We start from the raw sequence: 22437 nt of genomic DNA, 5'->3' as shown, positions 1-22437 counted from the left end.
GCCCGGGCTATGATAACGCCCTGGCACGCCCGTCGTCTCCCCCCATCAGATGTCCCGGACGTGCCGTTCCAAGGATCGTCGTCATGTCGAACGTCGCACAGTCTGAAACCGCCTTCCCGGTTCTGGAAGCGCTGGCCCGCAGGATCGCCGCCGATTACGCCCTGGCCGAACGGCTGGTCGCCCGCGCCCGCAGATCGGGGCTGAACGCCGCCGCCCTGGCCGAAGGCCATGATCTGCGGGATGTGCCGCTGCTGACCGCGGTGGCGCGCATCGCCGATGCCTTCGACGAGGTCCTGGCCGGTCGTCGCAGCCGCGCCGAAGCCCCGCCCCAGCCGGCGGCCTGACAATCTGGCTGCCCTGAGACGCTAGTCGCCCAGAGCACCTGAGACGCTAGTCGCCCAGGGCATCGAGCAGGGCGGCGGCAAGCCCCCGCTGCCCGTCCGCCAGGCCGCGCCGGCGGGCGGTTTCCTGCAGCGCGGCCGTCGCCTCGATGAACAGGCGATACTGCCCGGCATTCTGGGGCACGTCGCGCGAGGGATCATCGAGCAGCTGGCGGCAGCGCGCCGCCGATGTCGAGGTGAAGGCCCGGCAGGCCGGCGGCCGCACGTCATAGACGGTGCAGCGATCATCCGCGCCCAGAAGCGGGCAGCGCCGCCTGAGCCGCGCCGGATCGGCCATGGAAGCCGCGGCGGCCGCCGCCGCGCGCAGATCGGCGATCAGCCGGTCCTGCGCCGCGGGCGGATGGGTGGCGGCGATATGGGCGGCCATCGCCTCGGCCACCCCCGGCGGCACCGCCACGAACAGATGACAGCAGGCGGCACAGCCCCCCGTGCAGGCGAGCGCCGGCTGGTTGGGAAAGGCCGCCCGGAAGGCGGCCACGGTCGCCTCTGCCATGGCCATCGCCTGAAGCGCCGCGTCGGCCATCGTTTCCGCCTGATCGAGCCGCCGGGCGAGTGCCGCGCGGAAGCCCCGGAAGATCGCCTCGTACCGCCCCGACAGGCTGCGGGTCAGCGCCCCCAGATCGGCGATGTCGTCGAGAACGGGGGTGAGCGGGTCTGGCTGGGGATCGGGCATGGGCGGGATCTCTGGCTGGGCGCGTGACGAAGATGGTCACACCGGCCGTGCCGGCCGTCCAGCGGATTGACGGAGGTGCAGCCTATGGCCGGGCGCTTGAGAGGACGCGGTCGATGCGCGCCGCGCGCGGCTGCATCCATCGCCAGATCCAGGCCATGGCCAGCATGGTGAACAGCCAGGCCAGCACCACATCCGACAGGAAATGGGCGCCGAACAGCACGCGGTTGCCCGCGATCATCATCAGCACGGGGGCGAGGATCAGGGCCGCGACCCATCGCAGCCGCGCGGGCACGAAGACCAGAAGCGACAGCGCCGCCGCCGCCCCGGCGGCCTCTCCCGAAGGGAAGGAGCAGTTGCGCGCGCAGGCATCGGAGAACTGCCAGACCGGGGTGAAATCCGCCGCCCCGCCGAAATCGAGCAGCTGGCGCGGCCGGGCGCGGCCGATCAGGGGTTTCAGGGTGTGGACGATCAGCAGCGGGCCTGCCGCAAAGCTCATCAGCACGAAGAGCGGCTTGTGTGGCGGGCAGATCGCATAGCGCCGGGGCAGAAACCGGTGCGCCAGGATCAGCAGCAGCAGCGGCCCCAGAATCCAGGCCGGGCTGCCCTGGCCGAAGGCGCGCAGCCCCTTCAGAAACGGATCCTGCGCCAGAACGAAGACCGACCCGTCGGCGACCCGATGGGCGACCGCAAGATCGATCGCAGGAAAGATCATGAAGGCGAAGCTGACGATGATGATCGATCTGGCGATCACCGACGGTGCCCGGTCGATGCCGGTCCGGCGGCCGGGTGCGGGCAGGGGGCCGGGTCCCGGCAGGGGGGTGGGTCCCGGCAGGGGGGTGGAAATCGGGGGCGCATAGCCCTGTGGGGCGGGGTGCATGCCGGCCTCTCCTTGAGATGGGACGACTGAAGGGTGAGGCGCGATTGTCAAGAAATGGCGAAGACCGGATGAAGATCCTGTGTGGATCGGGCCACCCGCCCGCCCGGGCATTGTCGGCGACGGCCGAAGCCCGTATGGTCCGGCGTCGCCGCTGGCGACGACGACCCGGTCAACGGCGGCAAGGCATTCAATATGAACAATAATCTTGTCCTTCTGGTCGAGGACGAGCCGGCGATTGCGCGGATTCTGGACGGCTATCTGCTGCGCGAGGGCTTCCGCACCGTTCAGGCCGCCGATGGCGAAACCGCCCTTCAGCATCACGCGCTTCTGAAGCCCGATATCGTGCTGCTGGACGTGCGGATTCCGAAGATCGACGGCTTCGCCGTGCTGGCCCGGATGCGGCAGACCAGTGCGACCCCGGTGATCATGGTGACGGCGCTCGCCGACGATATCGACCGGTTGAGCGGCCTGCATCTGGGGGCCGACGACTATGTCGTGAAGCCGTTCAACCCGCAGGAAGTGGTGGCGCGGGTCAAGGCCGTGCTGCGCCGGACCCTGGAGCGGCCCGATACCGTGCTGCGCCGCTTCGGGGCGATCGAGGTGGATTTCGGCAGCCATGCGGCCTTCGTGAACCGCGACGGCGAGCGCCGGCTGCTGTCGCTGACGCTGAGCGAATTCCGGATCCTGGCGCATATGATCCGCCACCCGACCCAGGTCTTTGCGCGCGCCGACATTCTGGATGCCTGCCTGCCGGAAAGCGATGCGCTGGTCCGCACCGTCGACACCCATGTCTCCAATCTGCGCCGCAAGCTGGAAGAAATGGGCGAGACCGGCTTTTTCCCGGCCGTGCGCGGCGTCGGCTATCGTCTGGCGGACCCGCAATGAGCCGGCCGACGCGCTGGCGCAGAGCCCGCGCCCTGCCGCTCGCCACCCTGACCGCGATCGCCATCGCGACCATGCTGATGCTGAGCGTGGGCCTCGCCTATATCGGCGTCACCTGGTATTCGGCCTATCTGGAAGAGAGCATCAATCGCAGCCTGCCGCCCGAGGCGGCGCTTGCCTATACGCGCGTCTACGAGGGGCTGCTGCCCGACGAGGCCGGGCTTAAGACGCTCATCGATCATCTGGAGACGGCATCGGCCGAGGCGGATCTGAAGGTGCAGATCGCCACCCTGGCCTACAGCCTGCTGTCGGCAGTGGTCTCGGCGATCATCGGGGTCTATCTGGCGCGGCGGATCGCCCGGCCGCTGGAAGACCTGACCGCGGCGGCCGATGTTCTGGGATCGGGTGATTTTTCCGCCCGCGTCGCCGCCTCGGCCGGCAGCACGCGCGAGGTGGAAAGCCTGGTCCGCACCTTCAACACGCTGGCTGCGAACCTTGAGCGGATGGAGACGCGGCTGCGCTTCAACAACATGGCGGTCGCCCATGAACTGCGCACACCGCTGACGGTTCTGCAGGGCGGGTTGCAGGGCATACTCGACGGCGTTTTCCCGATGGACCGCAGGATGCTGGCGGATCTTCTGCTTCAGGTGGAAGGTCTGGGCCGGATCGTCGAGGATCTGCGCACCCTGTCGCTGGCGATCGGCCAGCAGCTGGTGATGCAGCGCCAGAGGCTGGATGCGGCCGGGGTGGTGGCGGCGGTTCTGTCGGCCGCGCAGCCGATGCTGGAGGCGGAGGGTCTGACGGTCGAAACCGATCTTCAGCCGGCCCCCGTCTCCGCCGATCCGTCCAGGCTTCGCCAGGCCGTGCTGGCGCTGGTCGACAATGCCCGCCGCTATGCAGCCGGCGGCGGCTGGCTGCGCGTCGAAACCGCGCCGCTGCCTGATGGCGGCGTGGTCATCCGCCTGCTGGACCGCGGCCCCGGTTTCCCCGAGGACATGGATGCGGTCGCGATCAACCCGTTCTGGCGGGGCGACGCCTCGCGGTCGCGCGCCACGGGCGGCACGGGGCTGGGGCTTTCGGTCGTCCAGGCCATCGCGGTTGCCCATGGCGGAGATCTGACGCTGGCCAACCGCCCCGAGGGCGGGGCCGTGGTCGCGATCCATCTCCGCCCGGCATAGCGCCCCGCCACCGGTACCGGCACCGGTACCTCTCTTCCGCACAGCCTCTGCCCCACATGCCCGCCGCATCGGCGCGCGTGCCGAATTGGCGTTGACATCAGTCCTCAATAAAATAAGCTGATCATTACGGGGAACATAAGTCCATTACAAAAGACATGCAGGCCCAAAAGGGGCGGGATGGCGAGGCTGGGGAGCAGGCTCGTCGGCGGTCCGGTCGTGGGTGCTGCATGGCCGCCCGATGCGGCGGTGCACAGAGGAGGCATTGGACATGCGGTTCAACAGGCGTTTCCGCAGGGCCGCCAGAGGGGTGACCGGGACGGGGGCAGGGCGCAATCTTGCCGCCGCCGCCGTCGTGCTGGCGGCCATGGCGGGGCCGGTGCAGGCCGAAACCCTGACGGCGGTGATGCATTCGGGGCTGCGCATGCTCGACCCCATCGTCAGCACCGCGCATATCACCCGCGATCACGGCTATATGGTCTATGACGTGCTGGTCGCGGGCGATGGCGAGGGTGTGATCCGGCCGCAGATGGCGGACTGGAGCATCTCGGACGACAAGCTGGTCTATACCTTCACGCTCCGCGACGGGCTACGCTTCCACGACGGTGCGCCGGTGACGGCCGCCGATGTCGTGGCCTCGCTGAAGCGCTGGGGCGCGCGCGACGGCGCCGCCGCCTTTCTGATGGTCGCCACGGCCGGCATCGCGGCCGAGGGTGACGACAAGGTCGTCTGGACCCTGACCGAGCCCTTCCCGCTGCTGCTGGAGGTTCTGGCCAAGCCGTCTTCGGTGCCGGCCTTCATCATGCCGGCGCGGGTGGCGGCGACGCCTGCCGATCAGACGATCACCGATTATGTCGGCTCCGGCCCCTTCGTGTTTTCGAGCGCGGATTTCCAGCCGGGGGTGAAGGTGGTCTACAACCGCTTCGACGGCTACAAGCCGCGGAGCGAGCCGGCCTCCGGCCTTGCCGGGGCCAAGGTCGTCAATGTCGACCGCGTCGAATGGGTGACGATGCCCGACAATCAGACCGCGATCAGCGCGCTGATGGGCGGCGAGGTCGACCTGATCGAGAACGTCCAGATCGATCTGCTCGACATTCTGAAATCGAGCCCCGACGTGACGGTGGAGACCCGCGATCCGCTGGGCTATCAGGTCTTCGCGCGGATGAATTTCAAGCATCCGCCCTTCAACGATGTCCGCCTGCGGCGGGCGGCGATGGCGGCGCTTGGCCAGGAACAGGTCATGGCCACGCTGATCGGCAACCCCGACTACTATAAGCTGTGTGGTGCGATCTTTGGTTGTGGGACGCCGCTCGGCAGCGAGGCGGGGTCGGAAAGCCTGAAGGCCGGCGGCGACCCGGCCCGGGCGCGGCAGATGCTGACCGAGGCCGGCTATGACGGCACGCCGGTGGTGATCATGCAGGCGACGGATCTCGGCACCGTCGGCACCGCGCCGGTGGTGATCGCCGCCGCCCTGCGCGAGGCCGGGTTCAAGGTGGATCTGCAGGCCATGGACTGGCAGACCCTGGTGTCGCGCCGCGCCAGCCAGAAGCCGCCGGCAGAGGGCGGCTGGAACATCTTCACCAGCTTCATCAGCGGGGTTGAGTCCAACACGCCGCTGATCAACCCGATCCTGCCGTCCACCGGCGATACCGGCTGGTTCGGCTGGGCGAACGATCCCGAACTCGAAGCCCTGCGCGCCGCCTATCTCAAGGCCGACGGGCTGGAGGCGCAGAAGGCGGTGGCGCACCGGATCCAGGAACATGTGCTGGACCAGGTGATCTTCGTGCCGCTCGGCAATTATCCCTTCGTGCAGGCGCGCAGCAACCGGCTGACCGACATGCTGCCGACGGCGGTTCCGGTGTTCTGGAACCTGAAGCTCGCCGACTGATCCCCATCCGCCGGCCCGGCCCTGCCGCCCTGCGGCGGGCCGGGCAGCTGCCCGCCCGGAGCCCAAGCCCATGCCAGGCTATATCGTCAAACGCATCCTCGCGGTCGTTCCGGTGATGGCGATCGTGGCGCTGATCGTCTTCCTGATCCTGCGGCTGACGCCCGGCGACCCGGCCGCGATCATCGCCGGCGATGCCGCAACCCCTGATCAGATCGAAAAGCTGCGCCAGACCATGGGCCTGAACGAGCCGATCCTTATGCAGTTCATCCACTGGGTGGGGCAGCTGCTGCAGGGCAATCTCGGCACCTCGCTTCTGTCGGGCACATCGGTCAATGCGCTGATCGCCGACCGGATCTGGCCCACGCTCAACATCGCGGTGCTGACCATCATCCTGTCGGTGGCGATCGCCGTGCCGCTCGGCACCTTCGCCGCCTGGCGCCATGGCCGCATCGGCGACCGGGTGGTGATGATCGTCTCGGTCGCCGGGTTTTCGGTCCCGGCCTTCGTGGTGGGCTATGTGCTGATCAAGATCTTCGCCGCCGATCTGCGCTGGCTGCCGGTGCAGGGCTATCGCGCACCCTCGGCCGGCTTCGGCGAATTCCTGCGCCACGCGATCCTGCCGGCGCTGACGCTGACCGCGGCCTATGTCGCGCTGACCGCACGCATGACCCGCGCCAGCCTGCTGAACGTGCTGGGGGAAGATTTCATCCGCACCGCCCGGGCCAAGGGCGTGGACGAGACCCGGGTGCTGCTGCGCCACGGCCTGCGCAATGCCGCCGTGCCCGTGCTGACGGTGGTGGGCACCGGCTTCGCCATGCTGCTGTCGGGCGTGGTGGTGGTGGAAAGCGTGTTCAACATCCCCGGCATCGGCCGGCTGACCATCGATGCGGTGATGGCACGCGACTACCCGGTCATCCAGGGCATGATCCTGCTGACCAGCGGCCTGTATGTGCTGGTCAACCTGCTGATCGACCTTGCCTATACGCTCTTCGACCCGCGGATCCGCTATTGATGGCACAGATGTTTCGTTCGATCCGTCAGATGCCGGCACTGATCGTCCCCGGCCTGATCGTTCCTGGCCTGGCCGTGCTGGTGCTGGCGGCAATCGTGCTCGCCACGCTTCTGGCGCCGCTGCTGGCGCCGCATGATCCGCTGGCGCTGTCGCCGCTGACCCGGCTGAAACCGCCGGGGGGCGACTTCCCGCTCGGCACCGATGCGCTGGGCCGTGACCTCATGTCGCGCGTGCTTTATGGCGGCCGGGTGTCGCTGCTGATCGGCATCGGCACCGCGGCGGTCAGCATCATGGCCGGCCTGGTCATCGGGCTGGTCGCGGGCTTCTTCCGCACCGCCGATGCGGTGATCATGCGGGTGATGGACGCCTTCATGGCGATCCCGCCGGTGCTGCTGGCGGTGGCGCTGGTCGCGATCCACGGCGCCAGCGTCCTGTCGGTGATCCTGGCGATCACCTTTTCCGAGATCCCGCGGGTGGTGCGGCTGGTGCGCTCGGTCGTGCTGTCGGCGCGCGAGGAACCCTATGTCGAGGCGGCGATGACGCTGGGCACGCGCATGCCGGTGATCCTGTGGCGGCATCTGATGCCGAACACGCTGGCGCCGCTGATCGTGCAGGGCACCTATATCTGTGCCTCGGCGATCCTGATCGAATCGATCCTGTCCTTCCTGGGGCTGGGCATCGGCACCGAAACGCCCAGCTGGGGCAATATCATGGCCGAGGGCCGCAGCTATTTCCTGCTGAAGCCGTCGCTGATCTTCTGGCCCGGGCTGCTGCTGTCCCTGTGTGTGCTGGCGATCAACATTCTGGGTGATGCGGCGCGCGACATGCTGGATCCGCGCATGCGCCGTCGGGAGGGCTGAGCCGATGACGAGCCGTTTCAAGACCGCCGGCTTCGACGGGGCCGAAGAGGTGCTCGCCATCGACCGGCTGTGCATCGACCTTCAGACCGCGGCCGGCCCCCGGCCGGTGCTGGACGAGGTGAGCCTTAAGATCAGGCAGGGCGAGACCGCCTGCCTGGTGGGCGAGAGCGGGTCGGGCAAGTCCCTGACCTCGCTTGCCGTCATGGGGCTGCTGCCGCCCGGCGTGCTGAACGTCCGGTCGGGGCGGATCCTGCTTCAGGGCACGGAGCTTCTGACCCGCACGCCGCGCCAGCTGCGCGGCCTGCGCGGCGACCGGATGGCGATGATCTTTCAGGAGCCGATGACCGCGCTCAACCCGGTGATGCGGGTCGGCGACCAGATCGCCGAGGTGCTGGAGACGCATGGTCGATCGAAAGGGGCGAGGCTGTCGCGCGCCGAGCGCAGCGCCCGGGTGCTGGCGGCGATGGAACAGGTGCATCTGCCCGATATCGCGCGGATCTTTCGCGCCTATCCGCATCAGCTGTCGGGCGGCCAGCGCCAGCGGGTGATGATCGCCATGGCGCTGATCCTGGAACCGGCCCTGCTGATCGCCGACGAGCCGACCACGGCGCTGGACGTCACCACCCAGAAGCAGATCCTGTCGCTGATCGCCCGGATGCAGCGGGTGCACGGCACCGCGGTGCTGTTCATCACCCATGATATGGGCGTGGTGTCGGAAATCGCCGACACGGTGCATGTGATGCGCCAGGGCCGGCTGGTCGAGACCGCCCCCGCCGAACGGTTGTTCCGCGCCCCCGAACACGACTACACCAGGGCCCTGCTGGCGGCGGTGCCGAGCCTGCGGCCGCGCGCGGCCCGGGATCCGCAAACCCGCCCGCCGGTGCTGGACGTGGCGGGGCTGGGCAAGACATATCGGAGCGGCGGCTTCCTGAAACCGACCCTGGCCAAGCGGGCGGCCGAGGATGTGAGCTTCGCCCTCAGGCCCGGCCGGACCATCGGTATCGTGGGCGAAAGCGGCTCCGGCAAGTCGACGGTGGCACGCTGCGTGATGCGGCTGATCGATCCCAGCCAGGGCCGGATCAGCCTGGCCGGCACCGACATCACCCATCTGAACCCCGGGGCGATGCGCCGGCGGCGCCAGAAGATCCAGATCGTGTTTCAGGACCCGTACCGCTCGCTGAACCCCAGGCGGCGGATCGCCGACAGCCTGATCGAGGGGCCGATGAATTTCGGCCGGCCGCGGGACGAGGCGCTGGCCCGGGCGCGAAGCCTGCTTCAGACCGTGGGGTTGACGGCGGACGCGCTGGACCGCTATCCCCATCAGTTCTCGGGCGGGCAGCGCCAGCGCATCGCCATCGCCCGGGCGGTCGCCATGGAGCCCGAGGTGATCGTGGCCGACGAGGCCGTGTCGGCGCTCGACGTGTCGGTGCAGGATCAGGTGCTGAAACTGCTGGAACGGCTGCAGGACGAGCTGGGCATCGCCATCCTGTTCATCACCCATGATCTGCGCGTGGCGGCCCAGATCTGCGACGAGGTGATCGTGATGCAGCAGGGCCGGGTGGTGGAACAGGGCCCGGCCGGCCGGGTGCTGGTGGCCCCGCGCCATGCCTATACCCACGCGCTGATCGACGCCGCCCCCGGCCGCGGCTGGGATTTCGCCGCCTGCCGCGAGATTGCGCCCCTCCGGCCGGGTGCATAACCTCCAACCGGGTCCGTAACCTTCCCTCTCATTGTCTTCTGTCATCGGGGATCTGATTTTCATGAAGGATTGCATCGTTCTGGGCGCCGGCATGGTCGGCGTCGGCACGGCCCTGGCGTTGCAGCGGCTGGGGGTGGCGGTCACGCTGGCCGATCGCCGCCCGGCGGGCGAGGAAACCAGCTACGGCAATGCCGGCATCATCCAGATGGAGGCGGTGGAGCCCTATCCCTTCCCCCGCCAGGCGGGGGAGATCCTGTCGGCGGCGCTGGGCTTCAACGACAAGGTCCGCTGGCGGGCGGGATCGCTGCATCGCTGGGCGGGGCCGGTGCTGCGCTATTTCCTGGCGTCGGCCCCGGCCAGCCATCGCCGCATCGCCGCGGTCTACAGCGCGATGATCCGGCAGGCCGGAGAGGACCACGCGCCGCTGATCGAGGCGGCCGGCGCCGGGGATCTGATCCGCCGCGACGGGTTTCGCGACGTCTATCGCAGGCCCCGCAGCTTCGATCAGGCGGTGCACGAGGCCGAAAGGCTGCGGCAGGATTTCGGCGTGGCGGCGCGGATCGAAACCGGCCAGGACCTCGCGCAGGCCGAGCCCACGCTCCGCATCGGGCTTGCCGGCGCGGTGCACTGGACCGATGCCTGGAGCTGCGCCGATCCGGGCGCGCTGGTTGCCGCCTATGCCCGGCTGTTCAGCGCGCGGGGCGGTGCCACCGTCATCGCCGATGCCACCACGCTCCGCCAGACCGGCAGCACCTGGCGGATCGACGGCCCCGACGGGCCGATCGAGGCCGAACATGTGGTGGTGGCGCTGGGGCCGTGGAGCGCTGATCTGCTCCGGCCGCTGGGCTATCGGGTGCCGATGTTCTTCAAGCGCGGCTATCACCGCCATTTCACCGGCGGCCGCGGCCCCGACCTGCCGCTGATCGATGCCGATCGCGGCATCGTGGTGGCGCCGATGCGCAAGGGGCTGCGGGTGCTGACCGGCGCGGAACTCACCGACCTGACCGCCACCGCCACCCGCCACCAGATCGACCGCGCCCGCATGGCTGCCGGCGAGCTGTTCGACCTGGGCACCCCGGTCGAATCCGAGGCCTGGTTCGGCAACCGCCCCTGCATGCCCGGCATGCTTCCGGTTGTGGGCCGTGCCCCGCGCCACAAGGGGCTGTGGCTGAATTTCGGCCACGGCCACCAGGGCTTCACCCTGGGCCCGACCACCGGGCGGATGCTGGCGGGGGAGCTGGCGGGGAATGAAAGGGTGCCGGGGGAGTTGGGGTTGGGGGGGATCGCGTAGCGCCTGTCGTCGGTTGCGATCATCGACAGCCAGAGCGTAAAAACCACGAGTAGAACGATGCCGCTTGCGACGGCGCTCTGGAAGCCCCTCGCAGGCCCCTCGTTCGACCGCACCAATGTTGTATGCTGGGACACCACCACTCGGGAGCCAGCGCCTTGAAGAAGACGTCATTCGCCGTTACAGCCGCCCTTGCGCTCATCTTACAGGCCTGCGCTTCAAGCGGCCCCCAGAGCGGCTACGAGGGACTGCCAAGTGACAGTCGCGCTTACCGGATAGCGCGGGCGGCCGGCATCCAGGGGATTCGGGACGTGAGGATCCCCGAGGGCACGAACATCCCTTCCACCGGCATCTTCGACAGCAGCATCGTCGGCGGCGTTGTCGGTGCACTCTCCCCTGCGGCGGGTTTCACATCGCTCACAAGCGGTGCATTAGGCTTTCTGGCAGGCGCCAGCGGACCAAAAGCACCGACCTGGCCCGTGCTGATCGCATGGGTGCCACCTGAGAAGGCGACCACTGCAACAGACGCTGTCGAGGCGATCGTCGAGGCGATCGAGACGGCGGATATAACGGTTTCGGTTCAAAAATTTGCGCCAGACGTCGCAGTTGTCCGCGCAGAAGAACGGATCGGCAAAAATTACGATGGATATCGTATCCAATACAATTTCACGTCTGAAAAATGTTTTGAATCAAAAAGGTGCGGTTACCAGCTTTCTATTCTCCCGCCGACCGAAATTGGTCCACTGTCTCCCCCACAATCCGAGCCAGTAAAGTCTGGCATACTCTCAACTTCCGGTTTTCCATCCTATAGTTACGTCCCTGATTCGCGAATCGACTATGCGAAGGCTACATTTCCTGACTACGATATAATGACAGATTACACTGCGCGCCTACCGGAATGGATGTATATACTCTTCCCGGCGATGACCCTCGCTTATCAAAACGAATCCGGACACATGTCTTTTCTAAAATATCCAATCATTCTCCACCAAGGGAAGACATTCTTCTTTGTGAAGAACCACTGATGTAGAAAAGGGGCGCCGATAGCGCCCCTTTTTGATTCATCGCAACTCGCTTTCAATCTGGCGCCTTACGGCATCGGCGTCCATCTCTGTCCAAATCGTGTCCCACCCCGTGGTGTAGCTCGCACAATAGCGCCGAAGTCTCCGGTATGTCTGGCCGGCTGTCTCATGCTGCGACGGCGGGAAGTATGATGTGTGGATCATTGCTGACGGCCCATTCATCATCCTGCTCCAGGAAAATGGCGCTGATGAGCCTTGTGATGGCGGCCTCGCCCGGAAAGATGCCGACGATCTCGGTACGGCGCTTGATCTCGTCGTTCAGGCGCTCGACGCTCAGGGCGACCAAACCGTTCCCGGCCTCTATGACGCAACGGAGCGGTAACGCGGAGCCAGTGGGGATGACCGGCGCTGCCTCGCTACCGTGATCACGGCCTGTGGGGAAGCATTGACAGTATCTGCTGCGGTAATCGCATTGTAATTACATAGGAGGATTTGGCCATGAAAGTGAACCTGATCCCGATCGGCAATTCCAAGGGCGTGCGGATTCCCAGCTCGGTCATCAAGGAATGCGGCTTCGGCGACGAGATCGAGATGCGCGTCGAGCACGGCGTCGTCGTGCTGGCGTCGACGCGACGCATACGCGATGGCTGGGACGACGCCTTCGCGAGGATGGCCGCAGCCAAGGACGACCTGCCGCTTGTCCCCGACACGATGGCGCATGAGTGGGACGAGGAGGAATGGGAGTGGTAGCCGATGTCCGATGCTAACCTCTTGATGATGATATCATCACGTGATTGCAGTGGTCTGGGCCTCTCACCCCGCCCCCACCGCCCCCCCAACCCCCACCCGATCATGAAACAGATGCCCATAAGCCCGGTCGCCCATCGGCCAGACGGCGGCGCGGAGGTAGCCCGACAATTCGTCGGCGCCGCGGCGCAGGATGTCGAGCAGGTCGTTCTGGCGGGCGTCCAGGTCGGCCTGGGGCAGGATGATGCTGAGGGTGGCGACGCAGTGGCCGTGGCGGTTCAGGATCGGCACCCCGGCCGTGCCGACATAACGGTCGATCAGCCCGCGGGCGATGAAATGGCCGTCGCGGCGGGCCTGGTCGATTTCGGCGCAGAAGGTCTCGAAGGGCAGGATCTCGCCCGAGCCCAGGCGGAAGTCTTCGTCCGGGATGTTGCGGCGGATCACCTCGCGCGGGATGTCGGCCAGTTGCAGCCGCGCCGAGCCGGTGATCGGCAGGGGATAGCGCGAGCCTTCCACCGTGCGCAGATAATTGCGGCTGCGGCCGGTGGCCGAAATCAGCACCAGCTGCTGCCAGCTGTCGGCAATGTTGATTTCGGTGACCACGCCGGCCTCGCTCGCCACCCGCTGCACCACCTCGCGGGCCACCGGCTCGAACCGCGCATTGCGTGAATAGGCGAGGCCCAGCAGCCCCACCCGATGGCCAAGGCTGATGGTGCCGCTGTCGTCCTGGGTCAGCCAGTCGCGGGCGACCAGCTGGTCGACCAGGGAATAGATCGTCGACCGCGGGCAGTTCAGCGCCTTGGCCAGCGCATTGCGGCTGACCGGCCTGGTCTCGGTCTCCAGATGTTCAAGGATGTCGAGAATGCGGTCGGTGCCCTTCGCACGCTGCATGAATGCGGTTCTTCTTCCGGTTAAAGAGGTGTCTGTGGCGCAAGCTGCGCGGCGATGGCCGCGCCGTCAAGCCGCCCGGCCTCTGCAATCAGGACCAGGCGGCAGCCTTCCGGATAATCTCCCGAAAGCGGTGCCAGCGTCACCCTTTGTCCGACCATCTGGAGAAGCCAGGTCTGGCCGGGCTTTTCCGTGAAGCGGAAGATCCCCTTGGCGCGGACCAGCACCGGCGCCAGCGCGCCGATCAGCGCCTGAAGCGCCACCAGGCTGACGGGGCCCGCACCCTGCCAGGTGGTGGTGGCGAAGCGGCTGCCCGCATGGCCCCCCTCTCCCTGGCCTTCACCGGCGGCGGTCGGGGTTGCGGTGAAGCGTCGGCCGGGCAGGGCGGGGAGGTCGGGGCCGCCATCCAGCAGCAGGGTCGTCGGCAGGGGTTCGCGCGCGGTGTCGATCACCGGCGGCTTGGCCCCGGGCGACAGGCTGCGGGCGAGATCCGCCGCCGCCCCGGCGTCGAGCCCGCCGGCCTTGGTGAGGACCACGAAACTCGCCGCCGCCAGCTGCGCCTGCCAGAGCGGGTCGGCCCGCCGGGCAGGGTTTGCCACCAGATCCTCGGCATCGACCACGCAGAGCACGGCATCCAGCCGCGTGCTCTTCCACAGCACCGGGTCGGACAGGGCCTGGATGATGCCGGCCGGGTCGGCCACGCCGCTCGCCTCGACGATGATCTGATCCGGCGGCGGATCGTCGGCGAGCAGCAGTTTCAGGGTGCGCAACAGATCGCCCTGCAAGGTGCAGCAGACGCAGCCATTCGCCAGGCCGACGACGGTATCGGTGCGGGCGCGGATCAGCTCTTCGTCGATGTTGATGGCGCCGAAATCATTCACGATCGCGGCGATGCGCCGACCGCCGGCCCCCGCCAGCAGGCTGTTGATCAGCGTGGTCTTGCCCGCCCCCAGCCAGCCGGTGATGACCAGGATGGGGACGGTTGCAGGTGCGGCTGTCATCTGGGATCGCTCCGGATCGGCCGGCCGGGGCGGGCGTCGATGACGAGTTCGCCGCCGCTGATCACCGCCTCGCCATTGACCAGCACATGGACCATGCCCTCGGCCGGCAGATGCATGGCTTCGAAGGTGGCGCGGTCCTGCACCCGGGCCAGATCGAAGACCACGATATCGGCATCGCAGCCGGGTTGCAGCCGGCCCTTGCGGCGGAAGGCGCTGCTGCAGCTTTCCACGATCTGCGCCGGGATCAGCGAGCATTTGGCCATGGCTTCGACCAGCGGCACCACCTCGCGTTCCCGCACCCATTGGGCCAGGAAGCGGGTGAAGGTGCCGGATGAGCGGGGATGCGAGGATTTGTCGGCCGGCAGCGGCCAGTCCTCGCCGTCATAGAGCGAGCCGTCGGGGTTGCTCCACGGCACGGCGTCGGAGGCGATGGCGCCGCCGGGGAAGGTGACCGAGATGTCGAGCAGCTTCGTGTCGTGCGGGTCGTCGGTGTCGAGGAAATGCCAGAGCACCAGGGATTCGGGCGCCTCGGCACGGGCTGCGGCCAGTTCGTCGCGGTCGGCGAAACGCCGGCCGGTGCTCACCACCTCGATCGCGCCATAGCCGGTGCCGGTGCGCTCGGCGAAATCGCTTTCCATGAAAAAGCCGGCGCTGAGCACGGTGGAGCCGGTGCCATAGGGATAGGCTTCGGTGGTGACCGGCAGGCCCTGGGCCTGGGCGGTGCGGATCAGCCCCGCCGCCTCTTCGATGTCGCGCAGGCTGGTGCTGTTCAGATGGCAGATATGCATATGCGCGCCGGTGGCACCCGCCAGGCCGATCAGCTGGACATAGGCCTGGACCGAGCTTCTGGGGTCGATGTTCGACATATAGGCGATATGGGTATAGGTCGGGCGGTCGTATGCGGCGGCGAGCGCGCAGATCCGGCTCATCTCCTTCAGCCCGGCGCCCGAGGCATAGCCATGGGGAATGCCGATGCCGAGCGCGCCCTCGTCCAGCCCCCGGCGGGTGAGGTCGACGATGGTTTCGGTCTGGGCGGGCGTGGCGGCATCGACCGACCAGCGCATGTCACCGGCGCCCGCGCCCATCATCGCGATCGGCGGCAGGCCGCTGTTCAGGTCCAGCCCGATCATCGCCGCCTTGCGTGCGAACAGCCAGGCGGCGGCCGCCCCGTAATTCAGCACCCGGCCGGCCGCCTGCTGATGATCGTACCAGGCCGCCACGGGCAGGGCGCCCACCTCCAGCTCCAGCGCGGTGGTGACCCCGTCGAAGGCCTGCATCCGGTCGGCCGGGATCGACTGGCCATGGGCATGCAGATCGATGAAGCCCGGCGCCACCACCAGCCCCGCCGCATCGATCTCGCGCCGCCCGGCCGCGAGCGCCGGCCCCACCGCCGCGATCCGGTCACCCGTGATCCCGACATCGGCCACGGCATCATGCCCGGTTTCCGGGTCGACCACCCGCCCCCCACGAATGACCAGATCGAACACTGCGGCGTCGGCCATATCCCGTGTCCCTTATAAGAGGCAATGCCCTTTACAATGCCATTGAGTCCACCATGACAGAGGGTGCCCCGGTCTGTCCAGAGCGGGGCTGCCCCCGGCGTCTCACAATCTGGCCCGCGTCGTCCGCGGCGTCGCCAGCAGCAGGTTGGTTTCGCTGGCGGTGATGCCGGGGATCAGGCGGATGCGGCGCAGCACCTGGTCCAGATCGGGCAGGCTGGTGGCCGAGAGGGTGGTGATCAGGTCCCAGCGGCCGTTGGTGGTGTGGATTTCCTGGACCGCGGGCATGCCGCTCAACGCCTTGATCACCCGGTCGGCGGCGTGGCCCTCCACCTCGATCAGCATGATGCCGCGGACGGGATCTTCCACCGCATCGGCGCGCAGGATGACGGTGTAGCCCAGGATCACCCCGGCCTTTTCCAGCCGCTCCATCCGCGACCGCACGGTGGCGCGGGAAACCGCCAGATCGATGGCGAGGTCGGAAATGCTGCGCCGGCCGTCATGGCGCAGCAGGGTGATCAGGCGCTGGTCCAGCGGGTCGAGTTCGGGCAGGGACATCGGGGCTCCTGGGGTCGATCCGGATCGGATTTTCAACCAATCCGAGATGAATATTGCTCTGCAGCATTTGGGAGTCGGTGCTTTTGTGCGTTGACTTGGGACTACCCTCCTTTACCATCACTCTCATAAATATAAGAGACAGGCCGAAACATCGGCCGGGGAGGACAGATGAAGAAGGCGCTTGCCGCGTCGTTGATCTTTAGCCTGTCGTGGATGTCCGGACCCGCGCTCGCCGCGGAAGCTTCCCAAGATATCGGCGGTTCCGGTAGAGGCGGTTTTGGCGAGGGCCGGTTTGGCGAGGGCCGTTTTGGCGAGGGGAGGGCACCCTTCGCGCATGACTGGTCCGCCGGCCGGCTGGCCGCCGATCAGGGCGCCCGGCTGGGCATTACGCTGGAAGCGGTGCCCTATCGCAAGGACGGCCGGATCTTCGTCCGCGTCGCCGAGGTCGATGCCGGCTCGCCGCTGGCGGGCACGGTGGCGGCCGGGGATTATCTGTTCCGCATCGACGATACCGAATTGCAGCGCACCCACGACGTGTTCACCGCAATTGCGGCGCATCGGCCGGGGGAGAATGTCACGGTCTATTTCCTGGACCGCGATGATGCGCTGACCGCCAAATCCGTGCCGGTGCGCACCGCATCGATCGACGGGCTGGCCAATGGCCGGGCGGCCGGCACGGCGCTGGCGGCCGCGGTGACGCCGGCCCCGGCCCCGGCGCCGACACCCGCCGCCACTGCCCACACCACCACGCCGGCCGTGACCCATCGCAGCCAGCCGGTGATCCGCGTGCGGGCGATCGAGCCGCCGCAGACCGAGGCGGCGGCATCCCGCGGCTTCTGCGAAAGCCGCGCCGGACTGTGCATCCTGGGCGGCGTGGTCGGTGCGGCGGTGATGTCGGCGCTCGCCGCCTTCCCCGAACCCGACCGGCGGCGGGTGGTCGGCTATATGTCCTGGGCGTTCGGGGCGGCGTAATTCAGAGGGGCCTGCCATTTCGGCGGAAGCTGCTGCCACTCCGGTAAATCCGGCAGCGCTTTCCGCCGATCTGCCGTCTCCACTCCGCCGCGCGGCCATGTTTCGATTCCTGTCAGGTGATCACCGGACAGGAAGGGAACTGCCCGATGACGGAGACCGACCAGGGGGAGCGGCCGCGCCATTGCCGGCTGATCGGCGTGCCGCTGGAAGAGGGAGCCGGGCGGCGCGGCTGCGCCATGGGGCCGGCCGCCTTTCGCACCGCCGGCATCGTCGAGGCGCTGGCGGCGCTGGGCCATCGCGTCACCGACGAGGGCGATCTGGCGCCCCGCGCCGAGCCGACAGCCCGCACGGATCGTTTGTCCGGACCCCATGACAATCCGGCGCTGAAACACCTGGCCCGCATCGCCGGCTGGACGGCGGCGATTGCCGATGCGGCCTTTGCCGCCAGCGCCGGGCCCGACGATCTGCCGGTGTTTCTGGGCGGCGACCATGCGCTGGCGGCGGGCACGCTGACCGGGCTGGCCCGGCGGGCCGCGGCCGAGAGGCGGCCGTTTTTCGTGCTCTGGCTGGATGCCCATCCCGATTTTCACACGCTGGAGACCACCGTCAGCGGCAATCTGCACGGCGTGCCGATGGCCTATGCCACCGGCCGGCCGGGCTTTGCCGGGCATTTCCCGGAACCCGCGGCGCTGGTCGACCCCGCCCATATCTGCATGATCGGCATCCGCAGCGTGGATGCGGCCGAACGCGGGCCGCTGGCGGCTTCGGGCATCACCGTGCACGACATGCGCCGCATCGACGAACACGGCATGGTCGCCCTGCTCCGCCCGTTTCTGGACCGGGTTCAGGCGGCCGGCGGGCGGCTGCATCTCAGCCTGGATGTGGACTTCCTGGACCCTGCCATCGCGCCCGGTGTGGGCACCACCGTGCCCGGCGGCGCCAGTTTCCGCGAGGCGCATCTGGTGATGGAGATGCTGCACGAGGCGGGGCTGGTCGACAGCGTCGATCTGGTGGAACTGAACCCCTTCCTGGACGAGCGCGGCCGCACCGCGCTGCTGATGGTCGACCTGCTGGCCAGCCTGCTGGGCCGCCGGGTCATGGACTACCCGACACGGAGTGACCGGTCATGACCGCTTTGCACACCCCCGCCACGCTCAATCTCGTGCCCTTCGTCTCGGTCGACCACATGATGAAGCTGGTGCTGCATCTGGGGGTGGAACGGGTGCTGGCCGATCTGGCCGGCTATATCGCCGATGATTTCCGCCGCTGGCCGGAATTCGACAAGACCCCGCGCATCGCCGCCCACAGCCCCGATGGGGTGATCGAGCTGATGCCCGCGGCCGACCGCCGCGCCTATGGCTTCAAATACGTCAACGGCCACCCGAAGAACACCGCCACCGGCCGCCAGACCGTCACCGCCTTCGGCATGCTGGCGGATGTGGCGACCGGCTATCCCGTGCTGCTGACCGAAATGACCATTCTGACGGCGCTGCGCACCGCCGCCATGTCGGCGCTGGCCGCACGGCATCTGGCACCTGAAGGTGCCACGACCATGGCGATCATCGGCAACGGCGCCCAGTCGGAATTCCAGGCGCTGGCCTTCCGCGCCCTGCTCGGCATCGACCGGCTGCGGCTCTGGGATACCGACCCGGCGGCGACCGCCAAATTCCGCCGCAATCTGGACGCCGCCGGCTTCACCATCACCGCCTGCCGCTCGGCCGAGGCGGCGGTGGAGGGGGCGGAGATCATCACCACCGTCACCGCCGACAAGCGCCGCGCCACCATCCTGTCGGACAATATGGTGGGTGCGGGCGTGCATCTGAATGCGGTGGGCGGCGACTGCCCGGGCAAGACCGAGCTTGCGGCCGGCATCCTGACCCGCGCCGACATCTTCGTCGAATACGCCCCGCAGACCCGCATCGAGGGCGAAATCCAGCAGCTGGCCCCCGACCATCCGGTCACGGAATTCTGGCAGGTCCTGACCGGCGACGCCCCGGGCCGCCGCGCCGCCGATGCCGTGACCCTGTTCGACAGCGTCGGCTTCGCGATCGAAGACTTTTCGGCGCTGCGTTACATCCGCGACCGCGTGGCCGAGACGCCCTTCGCCCAGGATCTGGACCTGCTGGCGGATCCGGACGATCCCCGGGATCTGTATGGGATGGTGATGCGGGCGGGGCAGGGGTGAGGCGCGTCCATCCCGTCCCTTCGTCGCCATGTATCATTCATGAAGATGTTCAGGATCATTTCAAATCATTGTTCATGATGATCCGCCCCGCCTAACCTTCCGGATGGATCTGGCAGGCGTGATGGCGGGAGGAACACATGCAATGGCGGGATAACGGGCTCGGCTTTTCGCCGGTCACCATCGTGCTGCACTGGATGGTGGCGGCGTTGCTGGTGGCGATCCTGGGGCTTGAGATCGCGATAGCCGCGGCGCCCGACGGGGTGGCGGATGCCGGGCTGGCGGAGGTGCAGAACCTGCTGGGCCTGGTGCTGTTTCTGGTCTCGATCTACCGGTTTTATGCGCGGATCACCTCGTTTCATCCGCTGCCGGTGGGCAGGCCCGATCCGGTGGAGGTGGCCAATCCGGTGGAGGTGATCATCGGCCGGTCGGTCGCGGCGGCGCTGGCCCTGGCCATGGTGCTGCTGCCGGCGGCGGTCTGGCTGTCCAGGGCGGCGGGCGGCGCGGCGGTCGTCCTCCCGGGCGGCCACGCCCTGCCGCGGCTGATCGATCCCGCCCCCGGGCTGAAAGCCCTGGTCGACACGCTGTTCGCGATCGGCGGCACGGCATTCCTGGCCGGGCTGGCGCTGCATCTGTTCGGCGCCTGGAAAAATCACGTCGTGCTCAAGACCCCGGCCGTGCAGCGGATGCTCGGCAAGCATGTGGAGCTGTGAGAGATGGTCGAGGCGAAGAACCAGGCCGTCGCAGGGCTCTGCGGTGTCCGCCATCCGGTGTTTCTGGCCGGCATGGCGGCGATTTCGGGGCCCCGGCTGGTGGCCGCGGTGGCGAATGCCGGGGGCATGGGCGTGCTCGGCGGGCTGCGCCTGCCGCCGCGGGCGCTGAGGGGATGGATCCGCGAGACCCGGTCGCTGACCGATCGGCCCTTCGGCGTCAATCTGGTGCCCCAGTTCGGCGGGCCCGAGGTGTTCGAGGCGCAGTTCCGGGTGGTTCTGGAGGAACGGCCGCGGCTGCTGTCGCTGTTCTATGCCGAGGATTACGGCGCCGAGATGATCCCGCGGGCCAAGGCGGCGGGGCTGGTGGTCATGGTGCAGGCGGGCACGGTGGCGCTGGCCCGCCGGGCGATCGCGGCGGGCGCCGACATCATCGCCGCCCAGGGGGCGGAGGCCGGCGGGCATCTCAATCGCGGCACCATCGGCCTGATGGCGCTGCTGCCCGCGATCGTCGCCTCTGCGGCCGGGCGGCCGGTGCTGGCGGCGGGCGGGATCACCACGCGCGAGGATGTGAGGGCCGCCATGGGGCTGGGTGCCGCGGGGGTGCTGGTCGGCACGGCCTTCGTGGCGAGCGCGGAATCCGAGGCGCATCCGCTCTACAAGCGCAAGATCGTCGAGGCCACCACCGACGACACCGAATACCGCACCGGATATTCATTCGGCTGGCGCTACGGCACCCCGCATCGCGTGATCCCCAATCGCGACCGCTGGAACCTGCTGCGCCTTGTGGGCGGCGGCGCACGCGCGATCGACCGGCCGGCGCTGGCGCGCAAGCTGTCGCTCTATGCCGGGCAGGGGGTGGGCCGCATCCACGACATCGTTCCCGCCGCGGAGCGCATGGCGGAACTCATTCAGGGTCTGCCGGCTGCGGCGGCCGAAGCGGCGATGGCTGGAACGTCGCCCGGGCGAGTGCCATGAAGGCCTTCAGCGCCGCACCCGGCAGGCTGTCGCGCCGGCGGATGAAAACCGTGGTGACGGTGGCCACGCCTGCCGGCAGGGCATGGCAGTGCAGCGCATCGGCCAGGCTGGCGTTGCGGGCCACGGATGCCGGCAGCAGGGTGATGCCCATGCCCGCGGCGACGCAGGACAGAATGCCGTCCAGCGTGCCCATTTCCATGACCTGCCCCGGGACCAGCCCGGCCTGATGGAACCAGCTTTCCAGCGTGGAGCGGTAGAAGCAGCCGGCCCGGAAGACGAACACCGTCTGATCGGGGAGGGTGTCGAGCAGGGCGTCGCGCGATGTGATATCGCTGGTGCTGATCAGCGCCAGCTCTTCGTCGAACAGCGCCTCCTGAACCAGGGCCGGGTGCTGATGCCGGCCGCCGATGAAGGCGCCGTCCAGCTGGCAGCTTTCCACCGCCCGGATCAGCTCGGCCGTGGTGCCGGTGGTGAGCGACATCCGCACCTCGGGATGGCGCGCGCGATATGTGCCGAGCAGCCGGGGCAGGCGGATCGCGGCGGTGGTCTCCATCGCCCCCAGCCGCAAGGGGCCGGCAGGCCGGCCGCCATCCTGCAAGGCGGCCCGGCTCTCGTCGGTCAACTGCAGGATGCGCCGCGCATAGCCGAGAAAAATCTCGCCCGCCGCCGTCGGCATCACCCCGCTCCTGCGGCGGATGAACAAGGGCTGCCCCAGCTCGGCCTCCAGCTCCTTCACCCGCATGGTCACGTTGGACTGCACGGTGTGCACGGCCTCTGCCGCCGCGGTGAAACTGCCGTGATCGACGACGGCGCAGAAGATCTTCAGCTGGCGCAGGTCCATGGAGATCCGATCACCATGAGTGATGCATCAGAGGTCAATGCATCAGTCTATGGCATCGGGGCGGGGGCGTACAGCAGAGCAGAGATCAGGAGAGGCGGCCGCCGTCGTTGCGCGAGCCGCTAAGAGCGAGTGCAGTACTTTCCACGTTTTCGACGTTCAGTACCGGCCGCTGCCAGGGCGTGCGTGCCGCGAGGAGGGGACCGGTCCTGGTGGGGGTGCCGTTCTCGTGGCAGTCGGGGGACATCGGCATTTTTCTCTCCAACCGTTGAATTCATCAAATATGT

22 protein-coding genes and 1 pseudogene are annotated in these 22437 nt (G+C 68.1%); 15 read left to right on the top strand and 8 right to left on the bottom strand.

The features are described from left to right. The first annotated feature begins 83 nt into the window (after positions 1 to 83). Positions 84 to 344 (top strand): hypothetical protein, encoded by a 261-nt coding sequence (locus WI697_RS18240; RefSeq protein WP_062762332.1) that lies wholly within the window; start codon positions 84 to 86, stop codon positions 342 to 344. A 46-nt stretch (positions 345 to 390) separates the two neighbouring features. Here WI697_RS18240 and WI697_RS18235 read toward each other — a convergent pair whose 3' ends face one another. After that, a complete protein-coding gene (locus tag WI697_RS18235) occupies positions 391 to 1074 on the bottom strand; it encodes a YkgJ family cysteine cluster protein (protein WP_345959444.1) in 684 nt (227 codons plus the stop codon). A gap of 82 nt (positions 1075 to 1156) precedes the next feature. Further along, complete coding sequence (locus tag WI697_RS18230) at positions 1157 to 1951, bottom strand: phosphatase PAP2 family protein (protein WP_345959443.1); 795 nt, start codon at positions 1949 to 1951, stop codon at positions 1157 to 1159. Positions 1952 to 2143: 192 nt separating this feature from the next. Between WI697_RS18230 and WI697_RS18225 the strand changes: the two genes are divergently transcribed. From WI697_RS18225 to WI697_RS18190, 8 genes are all read left to right on the top strand, one after another. Beyond that, entirely contained in the window at positions 2144 to 2836 is a 693-nt protein-coding gene (locus WI697_RS18225) for a response regulator (protein WP_345959442.1), read from the top strand. Beyond that, positions 2833 to 4011: an ATP-binding protein gene (locus tag WI697_RS18220; RefSeq protein WP_345959441.1), complete on the top strand. Its 1179-nt coding sequence runs from the start codon at positions 2833 to 2835 to the stop codon at positions 4009 to 4011. The genes WI697_RS18225 and WI697_RS18220 overlap by 4 nt, the downstream gene beginning before the upstream one ends. A 268-nt stretch (positions 4012 to 4279) precedes the next feature. Beyond that, positions 4280 to 5896, top strand: a complete 1617-nt coding sequence (locus WI697_RS18215; RefSeq protein WP_345959440.1) for an ABC transporter substrate-binding protein — start codon at positions 4280 to 4282, stop codon at positions 5894 to 5896. Between the two features lie 70 nt (positions 5897 to 5966). Next, positions 5967 to 6908: an ABC transporter permease gene (locus WI697_RS18210; RefSeq protein ID WP_062762340.1), complete on the top strand. Its 942-nt coding sequence runs from the start codon at positions 5967 to 5969 to the stop codon at positions 6906 to 6908. Between the two features lie 29 nt (positions 6909 to 6937). Next, positions 6938 to 7768 (top strand): ABC transporter permease, encoded by an 831-nt coding sequence (locus WI697_RS18205; protein ID WP_345959514.1) that lies wholly within the window; start codon positions 6938 to 6940, stop codon positions 7766 to 7768. A gap of 4 nt (positions 7769 to 7772) precedes the next feature. Further along, positions 7773 to 9467, top strand: a complete 1695-nt coding sequence (locus tag WI697_RS18200) for an ABC transporter ATP-binding protein (protein ID WP_345959439.1) — start codon at positions 7773 to 7775, stop codon at positions 9465 to 9467. 61 nt (positions 9468 to 9528) lie between these two features. Then, positions 9529 to 10758: an NAD(P)/FAD-dependent oxidoreductase gene (locus WI697_RS18195; RefSeq protein ID WP_345959438.1), complete on the top strand. Its 1230-nt coding sequence runs from the start codon at positions 9529 to 9531 to the stop codon at positions 10756 to 10758. Between the two features lie 155 nt (positions 10759 to 10913). Beyond that, positions 10914 to 11780 carry a hypothetical protein gene (locus WI697_RS18190; protein WP_345959437.1) on the top strand — a complete coding sequence of 289 codons (867 nt, stop codon included), beginning with the start codon at positions 10914 to 10916 and terminating at the stop codon, positions 11778 to 11780. Positions 11781 to 11943: 163 nt separating this feature from the next. On the opposite strand, the pseudogene WI697_RS18185 reads toward WI697_RS18190, so the two are convergent. Next, positions 11944 to 12108, bottom strand: a pseudogene (locus WI697_RS18185) (transposase); the annotation flags it as partial. Positions 12109 to 12275: 167 nt separating this feature from the next. Here WI697_RS18185 and WI697_RS18180 point away from each other — a divergent pair. Further along, positions 12276 to 12527, top strand: coding sequence for an AbrB/MazE/SpoVT family DNA-binding domain-containing protein (locus WI697_RS18180; protein ID WP_345959436.1), 252 nt, complete (start codon positions 12276 to 12278; stop codon positions 12525 to 12527). A 63-nt stretch (positions 12528 to 12590) separates the two neighbouring features. On the opposite strand, the gene WI697_RS18175 is transcribed toward WI697_RS18180, so the two are convergent. The 4 genes from WI697_RS18175 to WI697_RS18160 all read right to left on the bottom strand — a co-directional run bounded on the left by WI697_RS18175 (position 12591) and on the right by WI697_RS18160 (position 16470). Beyond that, positions 12591 to 13415: an IclR family transcriptional regulator gene (locus WI697_RS18175; RefSeq protein WP_345959435.1), complete on the bottom strand. Its 825-nt coding sequence runs from the start codon at positions 13413 to 13415 to the stop codon at positions 12591 to 12593. A 20-nt stretch (positions 13416 to 13435) separates the two neighbouring features. Beyond that, positions 13436 to 14413, bottom strand: coding sequence for a CobW family GTP-binding protein (locus WI697_RS18170; RefSeq protein ID WP_345959434.1), 978 nt, complete (start codon positions 14411 to 14413; stop codon positions 13436 to 13438). Then, entirely contained in the window at positions 14410 to 15915 is a 1506-nt protein-coding gene (locus WI697_RS18165; protein WP_345959433.1) for an amidohydrolase family protein, read from the bottom strand. The genes WI697_RS18170 and WI697_RS18165 overlap by 4 nt, the downstream gene beginning before the upstream one ends. Before the next feature lie 102 nt (positions 15916 to 16017). Beyond that, positions 16018 to 16470, bottom strand: coding sequence for an Lrp/AsnC family transcriptional regulator (locus tag WI697_RS18160; RefSeq protein WP_062762351.1), 453 nt, complete (start codon positions 16468 to 16470; stop codon positions 16018 to 16020). Between the two features lie 168 nt (positions 16471 to 16638). Between WI697_RS18160 and WI697_RS18155 the strand changes: the two genes are divergently transcribed. The 5 genes from WI697_RS18155 (at position 16639) to WI697_RS18135 (ending at position 21312) form a co-directional block, all read left to right on the top strand. Beyond that, positions 16639 to 17442: a PDZ domain-containing protein gene (locus tag WI697_RS18155; protein ID WP_345959432.1), complete on the top strand. Its 804-nt coding sequence runs from the start codon at positions 16639 to 16641 to the stop codon at positions 17440 to 17442. 146 nt (positions 17443 to 17588) lie between these two features. Beyond that, positions 17589 to 18572, top strand: coding sequence for an arginase (rocF, locus tag WI697_RS18150; RefSeq protein ID WP_345959431.1), 984 nt, complete (start codon positions 17589 to 17591; stop codon positions 18570 to 18572). Then, positions 18569 to 19627 (top strand): ornithine cyclodeaminase, encoded by a 1059-nt coding sequence (locus WI697_RS18145; protein ID WP_062762358.1) that lies wholly within the window; start codon positions 18569 to 18571, stop codon positions 19625 to 19627. The genes rocF and WI697_RS18145 overlap by 4 nt, the downstream gene beginning before the upstream one ends. Before the next feature lie 137 nt (positions 19628 to 19764). Continuing rightward, positions 19765 to 20337 (top strand): cytochrome b, encoded by a 573-nt coding sequence (locus WI697_RS18140; RefSeq protein ID WP_345959430.1) that lies wholly within the window; start codon positions 19765 to 19767, stop codon positions 20335 to 20337. A 3-nt stretch (positions 20338 to 20340) separates the two neighbouring features. Beyond that, positions 20341 to 21312 (top strand): NAD(P)H-dependent flavin oxidoreductase, encoded by a 972-nt coding sequence (locus tag WI697_RS18135; protein ID WP_345959429.1) that lies wholly within the window; start codon positions 20341 to 20343, stop codon positions 21310 to 21312. On the opposite strand, the gene WI697_RS18130 is transcribed toward WI697_RS18135, so the two are convergent. Then, a complete protein-coding gene (locus tag WI697_RS18130) occupies positions 21242 to 22153 on the bottom strand; it encodes a LysR family transcriptional regulator (RefSeq protein WP_345959428.1) in 912 nt (303 codons plus the stop codon). The genes WI697_RS18135 and WI697_RS18130 overlap by 71 nt on opposite strands. Positions 22154 to 22437 lie beyond the last annotated feature (284 nt).

Origin of the sequence: Tistrella mobilis, assembly GCF_039634785.1 — a bacterium.
Taxonomy (GTDB): domain Bacteria; phylum Pseudomonadota; class Alphaproteobacteria; order Tistrellales; family Tistrellaceae; genus Tistrella; species Tistrella mobilis.
Note: the sequence above shows the minus strand (reverse complement) of the source record. Positions and strands in the feature narration are given on the sequence as shown.

Coding starts and splice junctions, on each gene's coding strand:
- WI697_RS18215 (WP_345959440.1), top strand. CDS start 4,280: ATGCGGTTCAACAGGCGTTTCCGCAGGGCCGCCAGAGGGGTGACCGGG.
- rocF (WP_345959431.1), top strand. CDS start 17,589: ATGACGGAGACCGACCAGGGGGAGCGGCCGCGCCATTGCCGGCTGATC.
- WI697_RS18180 (WP_345959436.1), top strand. CDS start 12,276: ATGAAAGTGAACCTGATCCCGATCGGCAATTCCAAGGGCGTGCGGATT.
- WI697_RS18225 (WP_345959442.1), top strand. CDS start 2,144: ATGAACAATAATCTTGTCCTTCTGGTCGAGGACGAGCCGGCGATTGCG.
- WI697_RS18165 (WP_345959433.1), bottom strand. CDS start 15,915: ATGGCCGACGCCGCAGTGTTCGATCTGGTCATTCGTGGGGGGCGGGTG.
- WI697_RS18130 (WP_345959428.1), bottom strand. CDS start 22,153: ATGGACCTGCGCCAGCTGAAGATCTTCTGCGCCGTCGTCGATCACGGC.
- WI697_RS18200 (WP_345959439.1), top strand. CDS start 7,773: ATGACGAGCCGTTTCAAGACCGCCGGCTTCGACGGGGCCGAAGAGGTG.
- WI697_RS18175 (WP_345959435.1), bottom strand. CDS start 13,415: ATGCAGCGTGCGAAGGGCACCGACCGCATTCTCGACATCCTTGAACAT.
- WI697_RS18230 (WP_345959443.1), bottom strand. CDS start 1,951: ATGCACCCCGCCCCACAGGGCTATGCGCCCCCGATTTCCACCCCCCTG.
- WI697_RS18145 (WP_062762358.1), top strand. CDS start 18,569: ATGACCGCTTTGCACACCCCCGCCACGCTCAATCTCGTGCCCTTCGTC.
- WI697_RS18135 (WP_345959429.1), top strand. CDS start 20,341: ATGGTCGAGGCGAAGAACCAGGCCGTCGCAGGGCTCTGCGGTGTCCGC.
- WI697_RS18155 (WP_345959432.1), top strand. CDS start 16,639: ATGAAGAAGGCGCTTGCCGCGTCGTTGATCTTTAGCCTGTCGTGGATG.
- WI697_RS18140 (WP_345959430.1), top strand. CDS start 19,765: ATGCAATGGCGGGATAACGGGCTCGGCTTTTCGCCGGTCACCATCGTG.
- WI697_RS18195 (WP_345959438.1), top strand. CDS start 9,529: ATGAAGGATTGCATCGTTCTGGGCGCCGGCATGGTCGGCGTCGGCACG.
- WI697_RS18205 (WP_345959514.1), top strand. CDS start 6,938: ATGCCGGCACTGATCGTCCCCGGCCTGATCGTTCCTGGCCTGGCCGTG.
- WI697_RS18220 (WP_345959441.1), top strand. CDS start 2,833: ATGAGCCGGCCGACGCGCTGGCGCAGAGCCCGCGCCCTGCCGCTCGCC.
- WI697_RS18210 (WP_062762340.1), top strand. CDS start 5,967: ATGCCAGGCTATATCGTCAAACGCATCCTCGCGGTCGTTCCGGTGATG.
- WI697_RS18160 (WP_062762351.1), bottom strand. CDS start 16,470: ATGTCCCTGCCCGAACTCGACCCGCTGGACCAGCGCCTGATCACCCTG.
- WI697_RS18240 (WP_062762332.1), top strand. CDS start 84: ATGTCGAACGTCGCACAGTCTGAAACCGCCTTCCCGGTTCTGGAAGCG.
- WI697_RS18170 (WP_345959434.1), bottom strand. CDS start 14,413: ATGACAGCCGCACCTGCAACCGTCCCCATCCTGGTCATCACCGGCTGG.
- WI697_RS18235 (WP_345959444.1), bottom strand. CDS start 1,074: ATGCCCGATCCCCAGCCAGACCCGCTCACCCCCGTTCTCGACGACATC.